This is a genomic window from Clostridium sp. DJ247 (genome assembly GCF_014231265.1).
Genome location: NZ_JABAIW010000019.1, coordinates 56,013 through 78,164, shown reverse-complemented (window position 1 = coordinate 78,164; position 22,152 = coordinate 56,013). Strand labels below are relative to the sequence as shown.

The following is a 22,152-nucleotide window of genomic DNA, read 5'->3' as shown; positions in this document are numbered from 1 at the left end:
ACTCTTTCCAGCTTATCGTATTCATTTCTTACATAGGTATGTCCATCTTGATCTGTTATTGCAATAATTAAATCATTCTCATAGGTATAGGTTAGCAATCCGCCATTAGGGTATAATACTTTTGCAAGGTTGTCTCCTTCATATTCATAACTTACTTTTCTTCCTATATTATCTGTTATTTCTACTACTTTTCCATAATTGCATTTGAAAGAAAGTTTCTTTCCTCCTGGGGATGTTATTGTTTTTATATTTCCTTCATCATCGTAATCTATGGTCATCTTATTATTATTTCTATCAGTTATAGAAATAAGCTTTCCTGACTTATCATATCTGTGAGTTTCATTATTTTTTATTTTTAAAATAAAACCGCCAGTTTCATTATCATCTAAAAGTACATTTATTGAGTATTTTTCTATAGCTGAATTCTCCTCAAACTATGGCCTTACGTCTTAATTATTGATTGTACTAGATTTTCTGTGCCCAAAACACGCACAAATTGTGTCAAAATTAGACCTCAGAAAGAAAACTCCAACAGACACATTCTAGCATCCATTGGAGTTTTACAGTTAGCTTGAATTAGCCTCTAAAAGGAGTTTTCACTGAATCTCCTATGTTTCCCATAGCAATCAGTATTAGAAGTTCCTTTTGGTGGCTGTTTGCAGTTTATAGAGTATGTTTTCCAGTATGGAACTACCCACTCACCGCAGAATTCTAATTATGCAGTTTACTAAGTTAACTATTTTATTGATTTTATCATATTTTGTAAAATAACACTTTTATGCAGTGTTTTCTATTGTATCTCTATTGTATTGGACATTATTAATTCGAAAAATTCTTCAACATTGCTAGCTATTTTTTCTACCTCTTCAAATTCAGGCTCATATCCTTGTACAACAGCACCTATATCATTAGTTAAATCAATTGCATAGAATGAATATCCATCATCAACTGACATAACTATTGGTAAATGTTTCTCCCACCATCCAGTTATTTCTGATTTCCATTCCTCATCCTGCTCTGCTGCTTCTAAGCTTAGCAATTCGAATTCATTCCATTTAAATGCAATATCTGAGTCATTATTATACTCATTCTCACATATAAACCATGTTTTCTCACTTGGTGATATGCACTGTTTAACCATTTTCAAAAATTCTAGATAATCATTAGGAATTTGTTTATATCTAGATAATATACTATTATCTAATTTTAATTGATGTTCACACTTATCAGTTATATTCCATCCATTATTCTTAGCCCAACTGATAAATTCACTACATTTTTTACTCATAATTCCTCCACTTATTTTATTTTTTCTTTATCCTATTTATAACACGTCTTTGTAGACCAGTTACCTGACTATGTGTTGGATTCTTTACTTTTGCTGTTTCACCTGTTGGAGTAAGTTTTTGACCTTCTGGTCCACCTAATGCTAATCCATGTGGATGATGTCCTCCACTTTCTCCAGCTTTTTTTCTTATTTCTTTTACTTCTTGTGGTGTTCTATAAAACACATCTGTATTTTCTGGGTCTATTCCCCACCACTCTGGTTTTTCATTATACCACTCAGTAACTTCATCTAATAACTCCTTATCATCAGCTAGCCATTCATTTAATTTTTTTACTTCTTTAGGTTCAGCCGCCACCTTAGGACTTTCGCCTTTATCAAAAGAATTACCTTTACCCTCACATGAGTATCCACTAGGATCAACATAATTTACAGGATTATTTCCTACATAAGCATAAAGATTTAATCCATCTCCTCTATACTCATCTTCCTGTGTAAATCTACCTACTACAGAATTATAGAACCTAGACCTCAAATAGTACTGACTAGTTATTGGATCATACTGCTCTCCTGAATATCTAAACCTATTATGAACTTTTTCATAGGCTTCTAAAGTATTACCAAATGCGTCATAAGAGTAGTTGTTTACTATATCTCCTGTTATATCAGCTAAATTAACAACATCACCATGATAATTATTTAAATAGTAGTAGCTATTATCATTGCTGTCTCTTTGCGATATTAATTCAATACCTCGTATACTGGCTGCTTTTAATTTGTCCTTTTCATCAAGCTCTGTTACTACACTACCTCTATCAAATATAAACTTACTTACTACACCATTTTCATCTATTTCACTTCTTAATCCTTCTGCATCATAGAAATTCTTGATGTAGCTACCATCTTGTTTTTGAACCCCTGTCGTACGGCTAAAGCAGTCGTAGGTGTATGTTGTAACACCTTGCTTGTTTCTTTCTGATATAAGGTTACCTTGTTGATCATACTTATAGCTGGTTAAGTCTTCATCTTCGATTACTGCTATTAGTCTGTTTCTTTCGTCATAGCTGTAATTTGTTACTATGGAATCTATACTTCTCTTTACACGGTTGCCTGCCCTGTCATAGTTGAAGACTTCTATACTTTCATTAGAGTATATTACTTTTTCCAGTCTATTTAGGCAGTCATAAGCGTAGCTTGTTACATTTCCACCTTCGTCTTTTCTAACTTGGTTTCCATTGTTATTATAGAAATACTTATGGCTTAATAGCTCTTTACCCTCTTTAGTCTTTGCTAATATACTAGCTATATTTTTGTCTGCATCATGATTATATTGTATGTTTATACCATTGCTATATTTTATAGCTGCTATGGTACTATCTGGGTTGTATGTGTAGGCTGCCGCCTTATTATTGCCATCCCATACTTCTTTTAACATTCCAATTATATCATAATTATAACTTATTTTTCTACCTGTTATATCCTTTAAAGCTTTTATATTCCTGTCTTTATTGTAGTCATATTCAAGAATAACTTTACCATTTATACTCTTGGTTTTTAAGTTCATATTTGGAGTATAAGTGTAATTATGAACTTTACCTCCACTTATACCTGCAGCTAAACTTCCATCTTTGTTATACCTGTATTCCTCTGCTGTTCCTGTAACTGCATCTCTCTTTGTTACTATATTATCATCTTGATTATATAGATACTCTATTATATTTTTATTTCTATCAATATGCCTTGAAAGTCTTCCCTGCCTGTCATACTGATATGTCATTACTTCTCCTGCAGGATCTTTTATCTGTGACAAAAGATTTAAGCTGTTGTAGGTGTACTCTGTTTTATTCCCATTTCCATCTACTGTACTTGTTACATTTCCTGCATAGTCGTAGTCATACCACTCACGACTTCCATCGGCCTTTTGTATTTCTCTTATTTTTCCCCACAGGTCTAGTTTATAGGAAGTTTCATTACCTTCTCCATCTTTTATGCCTGTTATATTTCCAAGTGCATCATAGGTATACTGCTGACTTACTGTACCTTTTTGTTTTGCTCCTGGGGTTATTATGTTCTTTACTCTTCCACCTATATCATAGCTATACTCCACACCAGTTTTTGAGGCATCTAGTTTTTCTATTAGCTCTCCAGCCTCGTTGTACTTGTTTTTCTGTACAATTACGCCAAGGGCATTGGTTACCTCCACAAGACGATTCATGCTGTCATAGCTGTAGCTTGTACCTTTCCCACCATCTTTTGCTGCATTATAGTTTTCTGGAGTTACATGCTTTATTATATTTCCTGCTGCATCATAGAATAGCCTTGTTATTCCACCTTCTTTATCTATAATTTTTGTCTGCCTGTTCATAGCATCATACTCATAGATAATAGAATAGCCATTGCAGTCTGTTTCTTTTATAAGATTTCCTGCACTATCATACTCATACTTAGTACTTCTTTCAGAGTCCTCATCCTTTGGATCTCTCTTTATTATTTCCACAAGCCTGTCCGCAGCATCATAGTGTACTATATTTTCATAGCCTTCTGGAGTAATTACCTTTGTTACATTTCCATTGCCATCATACTCATATAAAGTTTTAGCTGCTGTTTTTCCTTTTGTCTCTTCTGCTAAATCTCCCTCATTTATCTCTCCACTTACTTTTTCAAGCAAACCTACACTGTTATAGTAATATCTAGTTACCTTATAAGTATTAGCATTTATCCTTAATCTTTCTAAGATTCTATTTCCAAGGCAATCATAGGCATACTGTATTTCTGCTCCTGTAGTATCCGTTATCTTTATTATTCTGCTGTTTTTATCATAAGTATAAGTTATAGTATTCCACTCTTTGGGATATTTATTTTCAATCACATACTCTGGAGATATTTTTTCTTCTATTCTTCTTCCTGCTTTGTCATAAGAATATAGAGTTACATTATATTTTATACTTCCTGATTCTTCTACAGGCACTCTTTTTTCAAGCATCCAACCTGCGGTATTGTATTTATAAAGTGTACCATAACGATGTGTATCATTATCCGCACTAAAATAACCCTTTGCATTTATTTCTTTTACTACATTTCCTTCTATATTATAAATAAACTTCTTTTCTACATTACCTTCTGGATCTTTTATCATAACAAGTCTATTTCTATTATCATATTCATATTCTCTGCCTAAGCCATCATCTGTTTCACTGTTATAGTTTACAGGGTCTATGGTTTTTATTACATTTCCTGCTGCATCATATTTTATTCTTGCCTGTCCACCAGTTGGGTATATTGTTCTTATTTTTTTGTTAGCTTCATCATATTTATACTCTATTCCTATCCCATCATTTATTGCTCTATCATAATAATTAGGGTTTATTTCTTTTAACAAGTTTCCATCTATATCATATTTTACAGCAAATACATTCTGCATAGGGTCTGTAGTTTGTATTAGTCTATCAAAAGCATCATAGCGATACTCATAACCTATACCATTATCATTACTTGAGTTGTATTCATTTGGCAGCACCTTTTTTATCAGATTTCCCATTTTATCGTACATAAGTCTTGTTATATTGCCTTTTGCATCAATTATGTGGGTCTTTTTATTTAAGGCATTATAACCAAACTCCACAGTACCATAGGAAGTAGTTATGGAAATCATTCTTCCTGCTTCATCATATCCATATCTAAATGTGTTACCTTCTGGATCTTTTACTATTGTAGCTTTATCAAGATGGTTTTCGCCATACTTAAATGTAGTGGTATTGCCTTCAGAATCTGTCTTTGTGAGCATTCTTCCATGTATGTCATAAGTATAAGTTGTCCTTGCATATCTTTCATCTTGTATTTTAACAAGCTCTTCTAAGAGGTTTCCTTTATTATCATAAGTATAAAGAGTTTCTCCTCCTCCAGAAGTTTCTGTTTTTATAAGATTACCAGAGCTGTCATATTGATTCTTTACATTGTAACCATCTGGCTGTATTTCCTCTAACAGGTATCCCATACTGTCATAAATACGACGAATTGTATTACCATTTCTGTCTGTTTCGCTATCCTTGTTTTCATATTTGTCATAGGTACAGCTTTCCGTTGTACCATCACTATATATTCTGTCAACGACTAGATTTTGATGATTATACCTGTACCTTTCCACTACACCTCTAGCATGATTGATAAAAGTACTTTCCATATCCTTTTCATTATATTCTATGTCTATTATATTACCTTCACGGTCATACTGTTTTATTACTCTGCCAGATTTGTCATATTCATTCCTTACATAGGTATGTCCGTCTTGATCTGTTACAGCTGTTATTAGATTATCTTTATATGTGTAAGTTAAAACTCCTTCATTCGGGAAAACTACTTCTATAAGGTTATCCTCTTCATACCTATAGCTTACCCTTCTACCTATATTGTCTACTATTTCTACAATCTTACCAAGATTACATTTGAAAGAAAGTACCTTACCTCCTGGTGATTTTATAGTACTTATGTTGCCCTTATCATCATAAGCTATTGTTACAGTATTACTATTTCTATCACTTATTGATGTAAGCTTACCCTGCTTATTATATTTATATATCTTTTCATTTTTTACTTTAAGGATAAAGCCTCCAGTTTCCATATCTTCTTTAAGGACATTTGACTCATCTTCTGAAGCTTGATTTTTCCACTTACCTTCTATTTTTTTGAATGTTTTTACATGACCATCTGGATATGTTAAACTAACTTCATCTTTATTATTTTCTCTTTCTATGTGACTTTCATATACAAAACTCCAACCTCTTCCCATAACTCCTATACTTGTATCCCTTGAGTCATAGACCCTCTTTATGTCTATGCCTATTCCCCTGTCTTCCATAACAAGGTCTGTTGATTCCATATCAAAGCTTCCTGTTGCTGCATTAATAGGGTCATGAATACAGTATTTATTATTTTCTGATACTTTAAATTTTTTACTCTCTGTGGAGCGGCTTAGTTTAGGTGTATTAGAATTTCCCTCTCTGGCACTAGCAACTTCCTCTCTACTTCTTCTTGATTCATGTGATTTTGTATTTTCTGTATGTTCACCTAATTTACTTCTATTTTTATGTCCTCTTCCCATAAGAACAAGAGGTACTATAGCAGTAGCATCAACTGCTACATTATACCAATTCCTAAGGTTCCGTGGATCTTTTATTAAGGCCTGCATATCACCTTTTACTCTACCTAAAACTTCCTTCACTCCCATAAGTCCATCATAGGTATTTTTTACCGCTAGTGCCTTTGTTGCTACTTTTCCAGCTACTTTAACAACTTTTACAGCTTTTGCTACTTTTGCTGGATATTTAACAAGATGTGCTATTTTAATAGCTTTAGAGGCTTTATTCCCTATCTTTGCAGCTTTTACAGCTGTTTTCCCTGCTTTACCGGCTATTTTTGCTACTTTACTAGCCACTTTTACTGCTTTGCCAGCTCCTTTTGCTATTTTTGACCCTTTTAATGCTGGTCCTGCAAATGGTATACAGCAGGCTAGTGACAGTAATGCTCCGCCCTTATCTCCTCTTGCAAAGGATATCCCTGCATTGGCTACATTGGCTAGTATTCCAACAGGGCCTGGTACCATCCCTAAAATATCAAGTCCTAATTGAAGTCCATCTAAAAGCAGTCCTTTAGTGTCTTCTTTCTCTTGATTTCCTCCTGCTGCCACTGCTTCTGATTCTGCTGCAGCTCCTGCTTCTGCTGCTGCCTTAGCTTCTGCCTCTGCATCTGCAATATCCTCTGGATCCTCCTCTACTGTAACTGGAGATTTGATAGTTCCTTCTAGTTTAACAGTGGAACCTCTTAAATCTGTTTTTCCGTCCATAACTATACTGCTTTCTCTACACATGAAATACACAGCTTCTTTGGCATTTATGGTGATTTTTTTATCTGAATTTACTGCCATATCTTTTTTAGAAGTAAATAGTATTGGTTTTTCACTATGTATTTCCACTCCATTTTCTTCATGGAGCTTTATAAATATTGCCCCTTCTTTAGCAGTAAGATTTATATTATTTCCACCAAGCATCAGTTCTTTTCCACTGCTTGTTCCCATGTATTTTATATTAGGGTCTGCTGTCTTTGCACAGCTGTCTCCACCCTTTCTTACAGAGCTTATAGCTGTAGCTTCATCTTCATTGCCATTTGGAAAATACAGTTTTACATGGTCTCCCATTTGGGGCATACAGTACCATCCATCTCCACCTTCTGATGCATAAAAGGAGGAATAGTGAAACCAGTAAGCCTCCTCACTGCTTTGATTATCATCTATTTCAAGATGAATTTTTACTGTATCCTTTGATATGCCTATTACCTTTCCTTCTACGGCAGCTCCTATCATACTGTTATTCTTAATAGGATTTTGGCGTATGCCCTTTTCGGTAGTTAAAATATATTCATATTTTAAAATACCCTCTTTCATTACTGCTGTGGCCTTAGCTACTATTACACCTTTTCCTTTTAAATTTACCTTGTCTCCTAAATTTAAAACTTCAATACTTTCAACTTCATAACAGGTAAAATCATCTTCATCTAAGCTATCACAATAGTTTTCTGTTGTGTTCATGTAACTGGATAAATTTCTCTTTACAGTGTAATGAAAATCCTCTAAAATAACTCCGTCTCTTCCTTTTGGAGTACCGAACCATAATCTAGGTTTATCTGCTGCGTCATCTGACACTATGACATATCCATTATAGGAGGCTATTCTTTTTAAAAACTGCCAGTCCGTTTCATTATACTGCAGTACAAACCTACCAAGTTTTTTCCCCTCTGCTGCTAGATTCATATAGTCTGCTCCAGCATAACTAGAAAGAACTTTTTCTATCAGTTCTGTATAAGACATATTCTTATTCTGAAAAGACCTGCGCTTTAGCTTTACATCTAAGTCATAGGTACATGATATCCCTTCTACTTCTAGATAATATATATTATTTACAGCTTTAACCTTTATATTTGAAACAAGTCCTTTAAAAAGAGCTCTTACTACACTGCCGTTAGATAGCAGATTTACTTCTATTTTATCCTTTGAAGTAGCTGTGCTTATATATTCGTCTCTTTTTTCTTCTGGAATTATTCCTGTAAAATACAGTTTAGAATGATTATTTACTTCTTTTATAATTTTTAATTCAATTATACTTTGAATTTCATATGGACATACTAAGCTTATATTTCCATAGGTTATAGTATTATTACCTTCCACATCATACCCCCCTATACAATATTTTCCGTTTATTGACCGTCGTCTTCAATAATTATGGTACCATCATAGATACATTTATTTGTGGATGTATTAAGCAGAGCTGGCGCATTTTCCACTAACACCTCATTTTTCCCATTTGTCCAAGGCATATTTAATACAGGTTTACAGGATTCAAAGGTATCTACTAAAGGATTCTTAGGACTTTTGCAAATGCCAAAAGTAGTAATGTTTACTCCAGGCTTATAGTCCATTACATTTAACTGTGCCTTATCTTTTATGTATACTCCATGACTTGAAGGTACTCTTAATTTACTTTTTCTGCTGCCGCAAGTGCATTTTAGTTTAGCTCCTGCTACCACATAACTTTTCTCTTCTCCTTCACCACTAACAATTTGTGGTTCCTGCATTATGCATTCCTCCTTTTAATTTTCCTTTTCTACTTTTTTTAGCTTAATGCCTGTAAAGTCTCTTCTTAGAATACTTTCAGCTGCATCAAGTCTTACCAGCATTAAATCCTCCATAATTCCATTAACTTTAAATATTTTAAAATTTCCTACTTTCTTTTTATCTATAACAAGCCTTTTCAAGGTTCCGTCTTTGTTAAATTCACTTTTATCTGATAGGCAATCTATGCTGTCTGGAACCATAAGCCAGTATAAATCTTGTTTTTCTTGTTTCCTGTCACAAAGTACTATAGGTTTAAAGAAGATTTTCTTATCATATTTTTGCAGCAGCTTCTTAAGATTATCTGATACCAAAGGTACAGGCTTTTCTATAAAATCTATATATTCACTGCTGCTTTTTTCCTTTATATCAAATTGAATTGGCAGCTCATCCATATGCTTAGTACCTTCTTTATTTAACATGTCCTTGCTTATTTCTTTTAATATTCCAATAGGCTCTGCTGCATTTTCTATTCTTTTATCCTGATAAATTACAAAATATTCCATTGCCTCCATCCTTCTCCTGAATTTAAAACTTTTTTTCTACTGCATATACTTATAAAATTATGAGTTTTCCAAAACTATAAGCTTTATCTGTTCTTCCTCTAAAGGAAGTTTGTCCAAGTCTTCCTTTAAGAACACTGCATCTTGTAAATAAGCCCCTTTAAAATTTGCGCCTTTAAGGTTGGCACCCTTGAAAATAGCACCTTTTAATATGGCATTTTGAAAATCTGCTCCTTCAAGATCTGCACCCTGAAAATTTACTGCCATATATCCGGGTATTTCCCAGGTTGATTCATTTCCTAAGCCGCTGTATGCCTGTACTTCTTTAAAGATTGCATTGTTAAGCTTACAATTGGTAAAGTCTGCAGCATTTATAAAGGACTGACTAAAATCAACATTATTTAAAAAGCATCCATTAAATTTTGTTCCAATAAGTATACAATTTTTCATGCTGCTGTTTGAAAAATTGCTTCCATGAAGTTCAGCATATCTTAAATCTATACCTTCGTAATTTCCTTTAGATAAATCTAGATTTCTAAGTATTTCATTAACGTATTTATATGGAAGTTTTTCTTCAAGCCATGCTTTTATTTCTTCGGAAGCTTTTTCCCTTAAGTCTTCCTTATACACTATTTCACTTACATCCATATATTCCCCTATCCTTACTTCTAATTCCTGTTCCTTTTCTATGTCCTGAAACTCCTTTAAGGCTGCTGCTTTTTCCAATGCATATCTGCCAAGAGCTATTATATACTGATTGTATTTTTCAGCTTCTTTTAGTATTATCTTTTCTATATCAGATGAGGTTATAAGGTTCATATATACTTTTCTTTGTTCTTCCAGCTCTGTCCATAGATGGTCTAAAAATTTAAATGCCCAGCTAGCATCATATTTTACCTCACATTCCTTCTGATCAAAAAACCAAAAACTATTGAAAGCTTCAATAATATGAACAAAGTTTTTTTCTAAAATTTCTGTACGCAGCATTGAATAGGTTATATATGCTATTTTTTCTTTTTCTTTTGTTAACTGCATTTCTCTTATTTTTATGCATATATTCTTAAATGATTTAATAAAATCTAATGCTAATTCCTCTTTGTGTTTATGAAAATATTCTTCTAGAAGCAGCATTTTTTGTATGCTTTTTTCTTTTACATAGTTTTCTTTGAAATGCTGAAGAGCTTCTTCTTTTTTCAATTTTATTTTCCCTTTCTATTAATAGCTGTTAATTTGTTTTTACCTCATTACCTTTTATACTTGTAGAACCATCCATTTTTATGCTGCTTTCCTTACAGTTTATATCTATAGCTTCCTGAGCAGATATAATTACCTTCTTTTGAGAGTCCATCATAATATTTTCTTGTGATGTAATATTTATTCCCTTATTGCTGCATATTTGTATACCATCTTTTTCACTTAACCTTATATATATAGATCCATCCTGTGCTGTTATTAAAATTTCATCAGGACTAAACTTTAATTCCTTACCAGACTTTGTTCTAAAATATTTTACATCTGGATTATCAAACTTATTGTTTCCTCCACTGTCAGAATTTTTCCTTACAGAGCTTATGGCAATGGCATTTTCCTCTTTATTATCAGAGAAATAAATCCTTACATGGTCATTTAGCTCCGGCATACAATACCAGCCACTGCTGCCTTCTGCTGTATAAACTGATGAATAGTGAAACCACCAAGCTTCATCAGTACCCTGTCCATCATCTATATCAAGGTGAACTCTAACGTTATCCTTGGATACATCTATAACTCTTCCTTCAAGGGATAAACCTATTATTTGATTGTTATATAAAGTATTTTGACTAAGTCCCTTTTTAGGAGCCATAGTATATTGGTGCTTTAATACACCATCTTTCATAATAGTAACTGCTTGACATACAAAAAGACTCTTTCCTTTAAAATTTACCTGATATCCTATATTCAAAATCTCATGAGTTTCCACTTCATAATATACAAAATCATTTTCCTCTATACCTGGTATGAAATTCTCTGATGAATATCTAAAATCAGATATATTCTTTGTAACACTGTAGTTAAAATTTTCTAAGTTTCCTTGACCTACTCCCTCAGGGGTTCCAAACCAAAATTTAGGTTTATCTGAAACAGCATCTGGAACCAGCCCCACATTAAATCTAGATGCCATTCTTTTTAAAAACTGCCAATCTGTTTCATTGTATTGAATAATAATTTTTCCAATACTGCTGCCATTAGAAGCTGTATCTATAGTATCCGCTCCTGAATAACTAGAAATAACTTTGTCAATAAGCTCTTTATAAGCCATTCCTTTATTCTGAAAAGAGCGATTTTTCAGTTTAATATCCATGTCATAGGTATTAGATACCGCCTCTGCCTCTATATAATAGACACCTCTTACTGATTTCACTGCTATATTTAGCACTATGCCCTTAAATATAGGAAGGCTATTTGAAGAATCATCTATTTGACTAACTTCTATCTGAGTCTGGTATTTAGTCATTTCAACATAACTGTCTTTATCTTCCTCTGGTACTATTCCTGTAAAATACAGTCTTGCATGGTCATTTATTTTTTTCACTAGCTTTAATTCAAGTAGATGGGTAAGCTCATAGGGTGCTACTTGCAGATTATTATATGCTGTAACAGAAAGTTCCATAAAGCATCTCTCCTTTTCTATATAATTAAAAAACATCCCTCATAAAGAACATTCAGTATGCACAACAAAAAAGACCAACAAGGGAACTACCTTCCAATGTTGGTCTTGGTTTATATTTTAGGTTGTATCTGGGTCGTGTGTTGGTCATTATGAAAATCTACACGCTTCTATAAAATTTTACTTGTACTTCATTAACTTACCACAGAATTTTAATTATGCATTCAATTATAATGAAACTTTTATTGATTTCATTATAATATCGTAATTAATATTATAATGCCTCTACCCTTATATTAATTATGCAGTTGTTTTTTAAGATTTGAAATTCCAATATTTTATTCATACAACTTATTGATAAATTCTGTATAGGATTTTGTGAACTCTCTATAATCAAAACAAATATAGTTTCCTGCTGAATCACAAGCAAATTGGATTATTTTATTGGGTAAGTTGTTCTGTATACCATAATATACTTTAACAATATTATCCACACTATTCTCATCATATGATAAAAGACATCTAAAAACCATATATTATAATAATTCTACATTAAGCTCTAAAATCCTTTTTGAAATTAAAAACACCCACTAAAGGGTTAAAAATACTATTTGTATAATATTTTTATCAACAGCCTTAGCCAACAGAAAATACTTTTCTGTTGGCTGTAGCTTACCTATACTAATTGCACTATTATACTTTTTTATTCACAATATCTAGAACATTTTTTATGTTTTTTCTTAATTCTTCTTTTTGGTTATTTAAATATTGACCATAGCCAGTAACACCTCTGCCAATGATTGAATACATTACAGGATGGTATCCTTCCTCTGTGGCATTAATTAACTCTTCTATAAAATCATCGGCTTGCTCCTCGCTGTACCTAAATACATTAGTTAGCATAGTAGAAGTAATAGCATGTATCTGTATATGGTTTATATCTTTAGTCATTACAATTGCATTTGCAATTCCAAAACAAAACACAGCTATAACTTGCCTTTCAAGTTCAGTTGTATTTTCAAATCTTACTCCAATTAAGCTAAATACGTCCTTAGCTATTGTTACAATTTCATCTTTTGCCTTATCAATTTTTTGTTTTTCTAAATCATCAAATTTAAAAAAGTCAGACATACGTATTCTCCAATCATACATATTTATTTTTTACAAAGGTAATATTCTAAATTTCACATTTTATTAAAACACTATTAACTTTCCTTCTGGCCAACTCCCTTTCCATCCACATGGAAAATTTCCTGCTTCATATACTTTTAATAGTTCCATATAGAATGCTGGTTCTTTCTCATTTCTATAAGTATATTCCATAATAGCTCCTAGTATATCCCATTTTACATTGTCTAAAATAACCTTTGTAAGTTCATTTTTTTGAATATAATTAGACACATATGGCACCACATATTCTTCTAATATTTTTTTCCCTTCCCTTACTATCTTATTCCATTCGCCATGATATTTCTCTGGATGATTATGGAACAAAAATTCTGTTAATTCATTTTCCACTTCTTGAGTTATTTCTTCCCAATACTTGCCTTGTGATTGCTTTATAGCTTTTTTCCAATTGCTTATATAGGTAATCTCATACTTTATACTTTTTTCTAATTTACCTCCACAATTTGAGAACCAATTAACTTTTTTAATCCTTTCAATAATTTCATTTTCTACAACCATTAAATTTCCCTCCTATCTTATGGTATTATCTTAAATAAAAATCGTTTTAGACTATTTATGCTACCTGGTACTCTAGGAACGGCTTTATCTCCTGTTAATCCATATGTCCTTCTTTGTCTTATTGCTTCCCTTGTAGCCTCAAAAGCATCTTTCTTTGAGAGTCCAGCATCTTGTAAAGATTTATACAATGCCTTAGTATACTCTCTACACGTAGGCTTTTCTTTAAATCTTTCTCCGCCTTTTCTAAACTGAGACCAAAACTCCTCCATTGACTTTCTTTAATGTTCCGTGCTTCTCAATCTTAATCTTTTCTGCTTCTTGGGCAGCTTCTCCTACCTCCTCGGGGCTAAGTCTGTTATTACAAAAGTAAATGGTAGTAACAGTTCTTTACTATTACTACCATTTTAACATTTTTATAAACTTTATTTAACTCACTACAGAGTTCTAATTATGTGGTCAATTATCTTATAACGTTTATTAATTTTACTACACAATTTTATTAAACCCTATTATGCAGTTAGCTACTTCATTTTTATGCATTATGTTTTTCTAATATATCAATATCATTCTCATCTAAAATAGCCACTAACTAATCTTTATTAAAAACAGCCATATATCCACTTGGCAATGCTAATGTTTGTATTATTGAAAGTCTAACTTTTTTCACCATTTATTACACTTATAAATCTTATATATTTATAAGTAATTAAAGTAGGCTGTCCTTAAGTGCTTTTTCCAGCATGGAGTTAAAATCAGTATATGTATGCATTAATGTCCCTGATGGGTTATCAAGTTCAGCATAAACTTCATTTAATAAATCAAAGCAATACCAACTTATATTACTTTCTCCAAAAAACATATATTGCTTTTGATGTTCATTCTCGTACCAAATTTCATTTGTATCAACATATCCATAAACTGTTTGATTATTTTGAACCTCTAACAATGAACTATCAACACCATAGAAAATAAATCCATTAAATTCAAGTCCATTAACCGTTTTTAAAAAATTGACATATTGCTCAGGTAAAAAGTGATTAAACTTTTCTTTTACTGTTTTTTTCAAAATCTCTATTTGCTCATTTGATACTGGAGTATTAAGGGTGTCCCCGTATTTCTCCTCAACTTTTCTAATATCCGACAATAGTTTCTCCCACATAATAAACCTTCTTTCTCAAATTAATTATTTGGAGGATAAATATTTCCTTCTGGTATAGGCCATTTGACTATCTTTGTCTCACCAGGACTCAATTGCTTTGCAAAAGTATTTTGAAAGTTGGTAATAGTTTTGTGATATGGTTCATTTTTTATTAAAATTAAATTATCCATAGCATTTGTTCCTCCATCATCCAGAGGAAGCTTATGATGAACTTGCCATCCTTTAGGATTGAGTCCATCCTTCATTCTGTCAATATCAGAATCTGATAAACCTGCCCTCTTAAGTTTCTCGATATTTTCTGTTAAATTCTGTAAAAACTTCTTTTTTTCAGTACTGTTAAATGCTTTACGTAGCTTTTCAGCTTCTTCAGGTTCTCTTTTGATATAGTTTATGTCTTTTGTTTTGACACCAGGTAATTTTACTTTTTCTTTCCTTAGCATCCCAGCAAAATCATCACCAGCATTACTTACCTCCTCAATACCAGCCTTAACTTCCTTAACAAGATTATCCTTGACCTCACCAACACCCTTCATAAATTTAGTACCGGCTTCTTTTAATCCTTGAAGATCAGGTCCAATACGCAGTCTCTGTCCATTTGACATAACTACTTCTTTTCCAAAACCTAAATCCAATTCTTTAATGTCTTTTCCAATATTTTTCCCTAATTCCAATAATTCTTTCTTCGCAGTGCCTAAAGCATTGAATGTATTTTCTGCCATTGGAATAAGTTTATTTTTAATATTACCTACAGCATTCTTTATGAACGGTGACGCCTTTTCCATAATCTTGCTTAATGGTCCTGACGCTAATTTAAACACACCTTTTAAGAATCCAGCAAACAATACTCCTTCTCCAAACTTTTCAAGTTCAGTCCATGGATTTATTTCTTGACCTTTTACAAATTTATCCACCATATCTGTTAAGCTGTTCATTGTACCGCCTTCAATAAGACTTACTGCTAGTCCTCCAATAGGTCCAAAAACTGCTCCACATACAAGCCCTACTATTGCTCCTTCTATTCCACTTTTTAAACATTCCAAAGGATCAACTTTTTCACCCTTCATTTTAGCTGAAGCTATTGTACAGCCAACACTTGCAACCGCTCCAATCGCTGCTCCTACAAGAGCTGCCCCTACAATTGCACCAGCACCTCCAGTACCAACTGTTATTGCTACTGCAGCTACAACCGCTACTGCTGCAACTGCACATACCAACAGTTTTCCCCAACTAAACCCAGGTTTTTTTGCAGGTTGAGGTGGAGGTGGTGGTGTACCTTGTTTTGGCTCATCATCAAAGGGTGGATATGTTGCTCTATCCGTTCCCTCTGCAATAACATCACCGCCTAAAAAGTGATATTCGCTTTCTACAGAAAGACCGCTTGTCATACTACTTTTCTTTGCTAAAACCTGACTTTGTCCTGTAATTACTATTCGCTTTGGTGTATAAAAGCATATGTCATCATCTGCATTCAGCTTTAACTTTTTATGGCTCTTTAATGTAACACCTAAAGCATCATCTATACTAAGCTTTAAAGGCTCTTTACATCCACCTACTATATTTATTGCACCTGGAGTAATTTCCAGTTCACTTCCATGTTCTGTTCCAAAATAACGATTGTCTGGATTTCCTGTCTTTTGGCAGCTGCCTCCGTTTTTACGTATACAGCCTAGAGCCTTGGCATTGTCTCCTGTTTCATCTGGAAAATAAAGTCTTGCATAGGTGTCTGTTTTAGGCATACAATACATTACATTTCCTGTAGGTGGAGCAAAGGGAAACCAATATGCCTTTGACTTAGACTGTTCTGTATCTATATTAAGATGAAGTTTTACAAGCTCACCCTGCACATCTATGACTTTTCCTTCAAGGGATGCACCATTAAGTTTAGTGTTATATATTTTATTCTGATAAATACCCTTAAGTCTTGATAGGCGATATTTATATTTTAGAAGTCCTTTGTCCATATAAGCTGTTATTTCACTTACATACAGTTTCTTATTTTTAAAACATATCTCATCCCCAACAGCATACTGATCTCCACTTTCTATTTCATAACAAAAGAAATCAGTATCATGGAAACCAGCATCATAGCCTCCTACCTTTTTAAAAGCTAATAAATCTTTACCTGCTGTATAGGGTATATTATCTTCTATGGTATAACTTTTTCCCTTGGGCATTCCAAAATAAAATCTTGGCTCCTTTTCCATTATATCACATACTACTACTGAATTAAATTGACTTGCAAGACGTTTTATAAATTCCCAATCCGTTTCTTTATATTGAATAATAGGTTTGTCTATATTTACTCCATCACCTATACTATTTACAAAACTGCTTCCTGAATAATCTTTTATTGTTTGTTTAATGAGTTTTGGATATTCCATGTTGATATCTTGAAAAGATCTGCTTTTTTGCTTAACATCCAGTTGAAAACTGCCTGATATGCCTTCCACTTCAATATAGTAAATTCCATTTTGATTAGTTGTTTTTACACTTGAAACTAAGCCTTTAAAAATGGTTTTATCACCTTGGTCCCCACTTTCATATATATGTATTTCATCATTTGATGCAGCATTTATGGCAGTATTAAAGTTTACACTATCTTCAACTATTCCCTTTAAATACAGTTTTCCATGTTCATTCAGCTTACACTCAATTTTCATGTCTTCTATGCTTTTTATACTGTAAGGTGATTTTATCTTTATACTATGAAAATCTATCATTTTTTCACCTCCTCATATTATTCATCCTGCTGACCATCGCTTGCAAAAGTTATTTCCCCTCCATACATACAATATACTTTTGATTCCATTGTAAGTGCTGCTTTACCTTCTACTTTTGTGTTTTCCTTCGTATTAACCCAATCTCCTAAAATTTTAGGAATGCACTTTTTCCCAGAAACCGTTCCTCCATTTTCTCCAATTAAATAAATTGTTCCACTGGATGGGCAGCTTCCTTGGCATGTACCAAACCAGGTGATGTTTTTAACTTCTACTCTGTCTCCTGCATTCATCATTGGTTTACCATTAACATAAGAACCATGACTTACTGGAAGATTTATTTTCCTTTTGTGACTTCCAAATTTGCACTTCATTTTTGCTCCTCTTACAACATACTTAGTACCACCTGCCATCCTTCATCCCCCCTTTTTATTCAACCTGTATTTTTTCCAGCCTTATACCTTCAAAACCACGTCTAAGTATACTTTCAGCAGCATCAAGTCTTACTACAATCATTGGTTTTTCACTTTCCTTGATTTTAAATATCTTTTTGCCTTTTATTTTTTCTCCATCTAATACAAGCTTTTTAATTACACTTTTATCTAAATTGAATTCACAGTTAGGGCTTAGTGCTTCCACCTCTTCAAAGATAGGCAGAAAATAATTCTCCTGCCTTTCATTCTTTTTATCAATGAGTATCATCATTTTAAATAGAGTGTTTGGTACATATTTTTCTAGTATCTTTTTTAGTCCATCTGATACCAAATAAAGCTGTCTGTCAAGGATATCTAAAAAGCTGCTTTCTTCCTCTGCTCTTACATAAAAAAGCGTAGTATCTTCAATTTTATGGGCATCCATTTGATTGATAGACCTTAAATCAATTTTTTTCATTAAATCCAAAAGTAGAGGAACATCTGTATATCTTTCATCCTGTTTTAATAAAAAATAATCCATGCCTATCCCGCCTCACTCTTTTTTCCATATATTATTTCACTTGCATCCATATATTCTCCTACTAGAATACATATTTCTAAGCTTTTTCCCATTTCTATATACCCTTCAGTTTCTATAAGCCTTGGTATCATTTCTCGTATAAACTCTGTAACTAAAGCATTATACTTTAATGCTTCTAAAAGCTTTATCCGTTCTATATCCATAGAGGTTATTTTCTTTGCATACTCTTTTTTCTTTTCTTCCAGTTCTTCTATGTGGTTGAATAGTGAATTAAATACAAAGTCTGTATTCCAGTAAGTACAGCATTCCTCTTTATCTAGAAACCAGTTTTTATCATAGGCATCAATTCTGTAAAAGGATTTGTTATCCATAATGCTTGTACGCAAAAAGGAAATATAAATATATTTAATGTCTCCTTTTTTATCCTGATTTTGGAGCTTTAAAGCATTTTTGCATATACTGTCAAACACTGATATAAGTTCATTGTCAATATGTTCCTTGTTTTTCTTATATCTTTCATCAATAACAAAAAGCTCCTCCTGCCATCTATCTGCTATATATTTTTCTATAAAATCCTGCAATGCTTCATTTTTATTAATGGTGCTATTAAGCTTCATTGTATGTTCACCTTGCCTCCGCTTAAGGTTACATCATCCTTAATGTTCAAGCTTGTACCTGCTTGTTTTAAATCTATGCCAGCTCCTCCTTGAATCAGAACCTTTCCGCCTCCATTGATTTCTATGTCATCTGAAGCTGATAAAGTAATTTTTTTATCACTGTTAATCTCTATACCCCCATCATCCGTAAGACGCATTAACGTCTGTCCATTACCTACAATCTCTACTGCTCCTGGTTGAAATACTATTTGCTTACCATATTTTGTGCTTATACTTTTTACTGAGGGGTCGCTGCGCTGAGAAGACTCTACATTAACTGAACTTGCAACAAAAGCATTTTTTTCATTTTCATCTGGAAAATAAAGACGAACCTTATCTCCAATCTCCGGCATGCAGTACCATCCACTTCCATCTGAAGATGAATACACTGTAGAATATGGAAACCACATTTCACCTGAAGATTGTGCTCCATCTATTTCCAGATTTACTTTCACCGTATCCTTAGCAACATCCTCTATATTTCCAAAAAGTGAGGCTCCTATAAGCAGATGATTATATATTTTACGGCGGCTTAAACCTTTTTTATCTCTTAGTGTGTATTTATTAAGAAGAACCCCTTCTTTCATTTCCGTTTCCGCTTTAAAAACATAAAGATTTCTTTGCTTAAATTGAACAGTACTGCAAAGTTCTAATATTCTATTAGTTGTTATTTCATAGCTTATAAGATTTTGTTCATCTATACCCTGTATATCATTTTCAGACTTAATTTTGTATCCTTTTAAATCTTTTTTTATAGAGTAGTTAAATTCCTCAAGAGTACATTTTTCTCCTAACTCTGGTACTCCTATATAATACTTTAAACCCTTAGCTGCAACTGCTGGTACAAGTGGTGCATTAAAGTGAGATGCCAGTCTTTTTATAAACTCCCAGTCTGTTTCTTTATACTGAACAAGTAAGCCTCCTATGGTTTTTCCATTTGAAGCTTCATCTATTCCTTGTGAATTTGAATATTTGCTTGTTATATTAGTAAAAATACTACTATAAGTAGCACCTGAATTTTGAAATGAACGACTTTTCTTTTTAACATCCATTAAAAAGGTGGAACTTAATGCTTCTACTGTCATAATCCTTACATTGCTAGTTGCCTGAACAGCTAGGTTTGTAACAAAACCTTGAAATACAGTGATGGTTTTATCTCCATCTCTAACCAAAACCTCTACCTGTTCACTATCATCAGCATTTTCAACATATTCATCCACTTTTTCCTCTGGTATTATCCCACTTATATATAGCTTTCCATGCTCATTTAGCTCTTTTGTTATTTTAAGCTCTAATATCTCTTCATATGCGTAAGGGGATATTATAATATCTGCATAGGTATGTACAACTTCACTCATACTCTATCATCTCCTTTTACTCTTCTTTCACTACCTTTATTGTTTTTATAACCTGAAAGGCTATTTCTCTCCAGTTTTCATAATCTTTATAAAGGCAAGAGAATGTACCCATAACAGTTTTACCTTCAAGCTCAAAGAAAAACATAATATTATATACAAAGTCGTCTATGGCAGAGCTTTTAAATTCAAAATAACCTATGTTTTTATCAGCTACTCTTTCAACTCCATCACTAAAAAATACATTAGCAGGATTAGTTTTCTTTATAATTGATTTCATTCCGTCTGTTAACTCCTTAACCCACTCCTCCTGTAGGTCATTGTCTATTTTGTTTAATGTTATATTGATGCTTCCTGTTTCATCCGTTTTAATAATTTGTGGACGGTTGCTGGATGGATATTTTAACTCTCTTAAATTTTCAGCCATTTCTTCAAAATCCTTTGGAATATACAGTTTTAATTTTTCATCAAAAAATTCTCGTTCTTCAAATTCATAATATCTATCTCCAACTTTAACTGGACCTTCACAAATGTTTTTAGGTTCATTTGCTTTTTCTGCCTGATTAATAAAATCTAATATTTTTTCATCAATATGCTCCATAGAACATACACCTCCCATTTAATTCACTTTGATACCTTCTTGTCATTACTTAGTTGACTTTTTCAAATCACTTAAATATTCATTACATTTATCTAAATCACTTTGGTTGTAGAACAGTATTTGATTAGAATATATTTACACCTTAACAACCTTTGTTCCAGCTATAAGATCATGGACACACCTTCTATCTTTACGTACAATTGATATAATATCTATAATGCCATAAATTACTGTTCCATATAAAATTAGGTTTAGAAAGCTTCTAACTAGATAATTTCTTATAAATCCACCATTTGTATTAGTATGTGCCTTTACAATTTTAATTTTCAATATTTTCTTTCCAATAGTTTGTCCTGAAACAGATAACAAGGCTATTTGAGTTATCGTTATAACAAACATTAATATACTCCCTACTATTTTAATTATTTCAGAATCATTTGCTCTCAATAAATACGAACCTATACCAATTCCATAATCAATTACTGCGGCAAATAATCTTGTCCAAACACTTACTTTATCCTTTTCGATATTCGTTTCTATGACACTATTATTTTGTATAGTATTATTGTCCAAAACCGGTATTTGGTTGTTACTTTCCATTTTAATATTATTTTTTTCTTTTTCTTCCTTACTCTCTTTCATTTGTTTTATAAAGTTTATTTGAGTTTCAGTTTTACCATAGTTATCGATATCCTCAGAATTGCTCACGTTAATATTCTTTAATTCTTTAAATTCCTCACTATTAAGTTCAATATAGGAACCGCAAACTGGACATACTAGTAACATCTTGATTTCATAAGGAAAAACAGAATAAAAAATAGTGTAAACCATGTAGATACTTTCACTAACTCCCAATAAGAATCATTGTTACAATGGTTGCAATGATATGCTCTTTTTGGTCCAAACTTTGTGGCCTTTCTACGCCCCCA

General features: G+C 32.7%; 18 protein-coding genes. All 18 read right to left on the bottom strand.

What is annotated here, in order from left to right:
* Positions 1 to 278, bottom strand: a 278-nt coding sequence (locus HGI79_RS09620) for an RHS repeat domain-containing protein (RefSeq protein ID WP_241428179.1), incomplete at its 3' end; no start/stop codon positions are given.
* A gap of 512 nt (positions 279 to 790) precedes the next feature.
* Positions 791 to 1,288, bottom strand: a complete 498-nt coding sequence (locus HGI79_RS09615) for an SMI1/KNR4 family protein (RefSeq protein ID WP_185650504.1) — start codon at positions 1,286 to 1,288, stop codon at positions 791 to 793.
* A gap of 16 nt (positions 1,289 to 1,304) precedes the next feature.
* Positions 1,305 to 8,501, bottom strand: a complete 7,197-nt coding sequence (locus HGI79_RS09610) for an RHS repeat-associated core domain-containing protein (RefSeq protein WP_185650503.1) — start codon at positions 8,499 to 8,501, stop codon at positions 1,305 to 1,307.
* Positions 8,502 to 8,530: 29 nt separating this feature from the next.
* Positions 8,531 to 8,908 carry a DUF4280 domain-containing protein gene (locus HGI79_RS09605; protein ID WP_185650502.1) on the bottom strand — a complete coding sequence of 126 codons (378 nt, stop codon included), beginning with the start codon at positions 8,906 to 8,908 and terminating at the stop codon, positions 8,531 to 8,533.
* A 15-nt stretch (positions 8,909 to 8,923) separates the two neighbouring features.
* Entirely contained in the window at positions 8,924 to 9,451 is a 528-nt protein-coding gene (locus tag HGI79_RS09600; protein WP_185650501.1) for an imm11 family protein, read from the bottom strand.
* A 57-nt stretch (positions 9,452 to 9,508) separates the two neighbouring features.
* Positions 9,509 to 10,645 carry a pentapeptide repeat-containing protein gene (locus HGI79_RS09595; protein WP_185650500.1) on the bottom strand — a complete coding sequence of 379 codons (1,137 nt, stop codon included), beginning with the start codon at positions 10,643 to 10,645 and terminating at the stop codon, positions 9,509 to 9,511.
* Positions 10,646 to 10,673: 28 nt separating this feature from the next.
* Positions 10,674 to 12,098 (bottom strand): hypothetical protein, encoded by a 1,425-nt coding sequence (locus tag HGI79_RS09590; protein WP_185650499.1) that lies wholly within the window; start codon positions 12,096 to 12,098, stop codon positions 10,674 to 10,676.
* 690 nt (positions 12,099 to 12,788) lie between these two features.
* Positions 12,789 to 13,226: an Imm48 family immunity protein gene (imm48, locus tag HGI79_RS09585; RefSeq protein WP_185650498.1), complete on the bottom strand. Its 438-nt coding sequence runs from the start codon at positions 13,224 to 13,226 to the stop codon at positions 12,789 to 12,791.
* A 63-nt stretch (positions 13,227 to 13,289) separates the two neighbouring features.
* The gene (locus tag HGI79_RS09580; RefSeq protein ID WP_185650497.1) at positions 13,290 to 13,781 is read right to left on the bottom strand and encodes a hypothetical protein; all 492 of its coding nucleotides are present in this window, start codon (positions 13,779 to 13,781) and stop codon (positions 13,290 to 13,292) included.
* A gap of 17 nt (positions 13,782 to 13,798) precedes the next feature.
* Positions 13,799 to 14,050, bottom strand: a complete 252-nt coding sequence (locus HGI79_RS09575) for a hypothetical protein (protein ID WP_185650496.1) — start codon at positions 14,048 to 14,050, stop codon at positions 13,799 to 13,801.
* A 437-nt stretch (positions 14,051 to 14,487) separates the two neighbouring features.
* Entirely contained in the window at positions 14,488 to 14,940 is a 453-nt protein-coding gene (locus tag HGI79_RS09570; protein ID WP_185650495.1) for a YrhA family protein, read from the bottom strand.
* Positions 14,941 to 14,960: 20 nt separating this feature from the next.
* Entirely contained in the window at positions 14,961 to 17,660 is a 2,700-nt protein-coding gene (locus tag HGI79_RS09565; protein ID WP_185650494.1) for an HNH endonuclease signature motif containing protein, read from the bottom strand.
* A gap of 17 nt (positions 17,661 to 17,677) precedes the next feature.
* Complete coding sequence (locus tag HGI79_RS09560; RefSeq protein WP_185650493.1) at positions 17,678 to 18,070, bottom strand: DUF4280 domain-containing protein; 393 nt, start codon at positions 18,068 to 18,070, stop codon at positions 17,678 to 17,680.
* Positions 18,071 to 18,086: 16 nt separating this feature from the next.
* Entirely contained in the window at positions 18,087 to 18,611 is a 525-nt protein-coding gene (locus tag HGI79_RS09555; protein WP_185650492.1) for an imm11 family protein, read from the bottom strand.
* A gap of 2 nt (positions 18,612 to 18,613) precedes the next feature.
* The gene (locus tag HGI79_RS09550; RefSeq protein WP_185650491.1) at positions 18,614 to 19,228 is read right to left on the bottom strand and encodes a hypothetical protein; all 615 of its coding nucleotides are present in this window, start codon (positions 19,226 to 19,228) and stop codon (positions 18,614 to 18,616) included.
* The gene (locus HGI79_RS09545; RefSeq protein ID WP_185650490.1) at positions 19,225 to 20,625 is read right to left on the bottom strand and encodes a phage baseplate assembly protein V; all 1,401 of its coding nucleotides are present in this window, start codon (positions 20,623 to 20,625) and stop codon (positions 19,225 to 19,227) included. Before HGI79_RS09545 ends, HGI79_RS09550 begins: the two co-directional genes overlap by 4 nt.
* Positions 20,626 to 20,641: 16 nt before the next feature.
* On the bottom strand, positions 20,642 to 21,223 hold the full coding sequence (locus tag HGI79_RS09540) for a hypothetical protein (protein WP_185650489.1): 582 nt from the start codon (positions 21,221 to 21,223) through the stop codon (positions 20,642 to 20,644).
* Between the two features lie 135 nt (positions 21,224 to 21,358).
* Positions 21,359 to 22,054 (bottom strand): RDD family protein, encoded by a 696-nt coding sequence (locus HGI79_RS09535; protein ID WP_185650488.1) that lies wholly within the window; start codon positions 22,052 to 22,054, stop codon positions 21,359 to 21,361.
* Positions 22,055 to 22,152 lie beyond the last annotated feature (98 nt).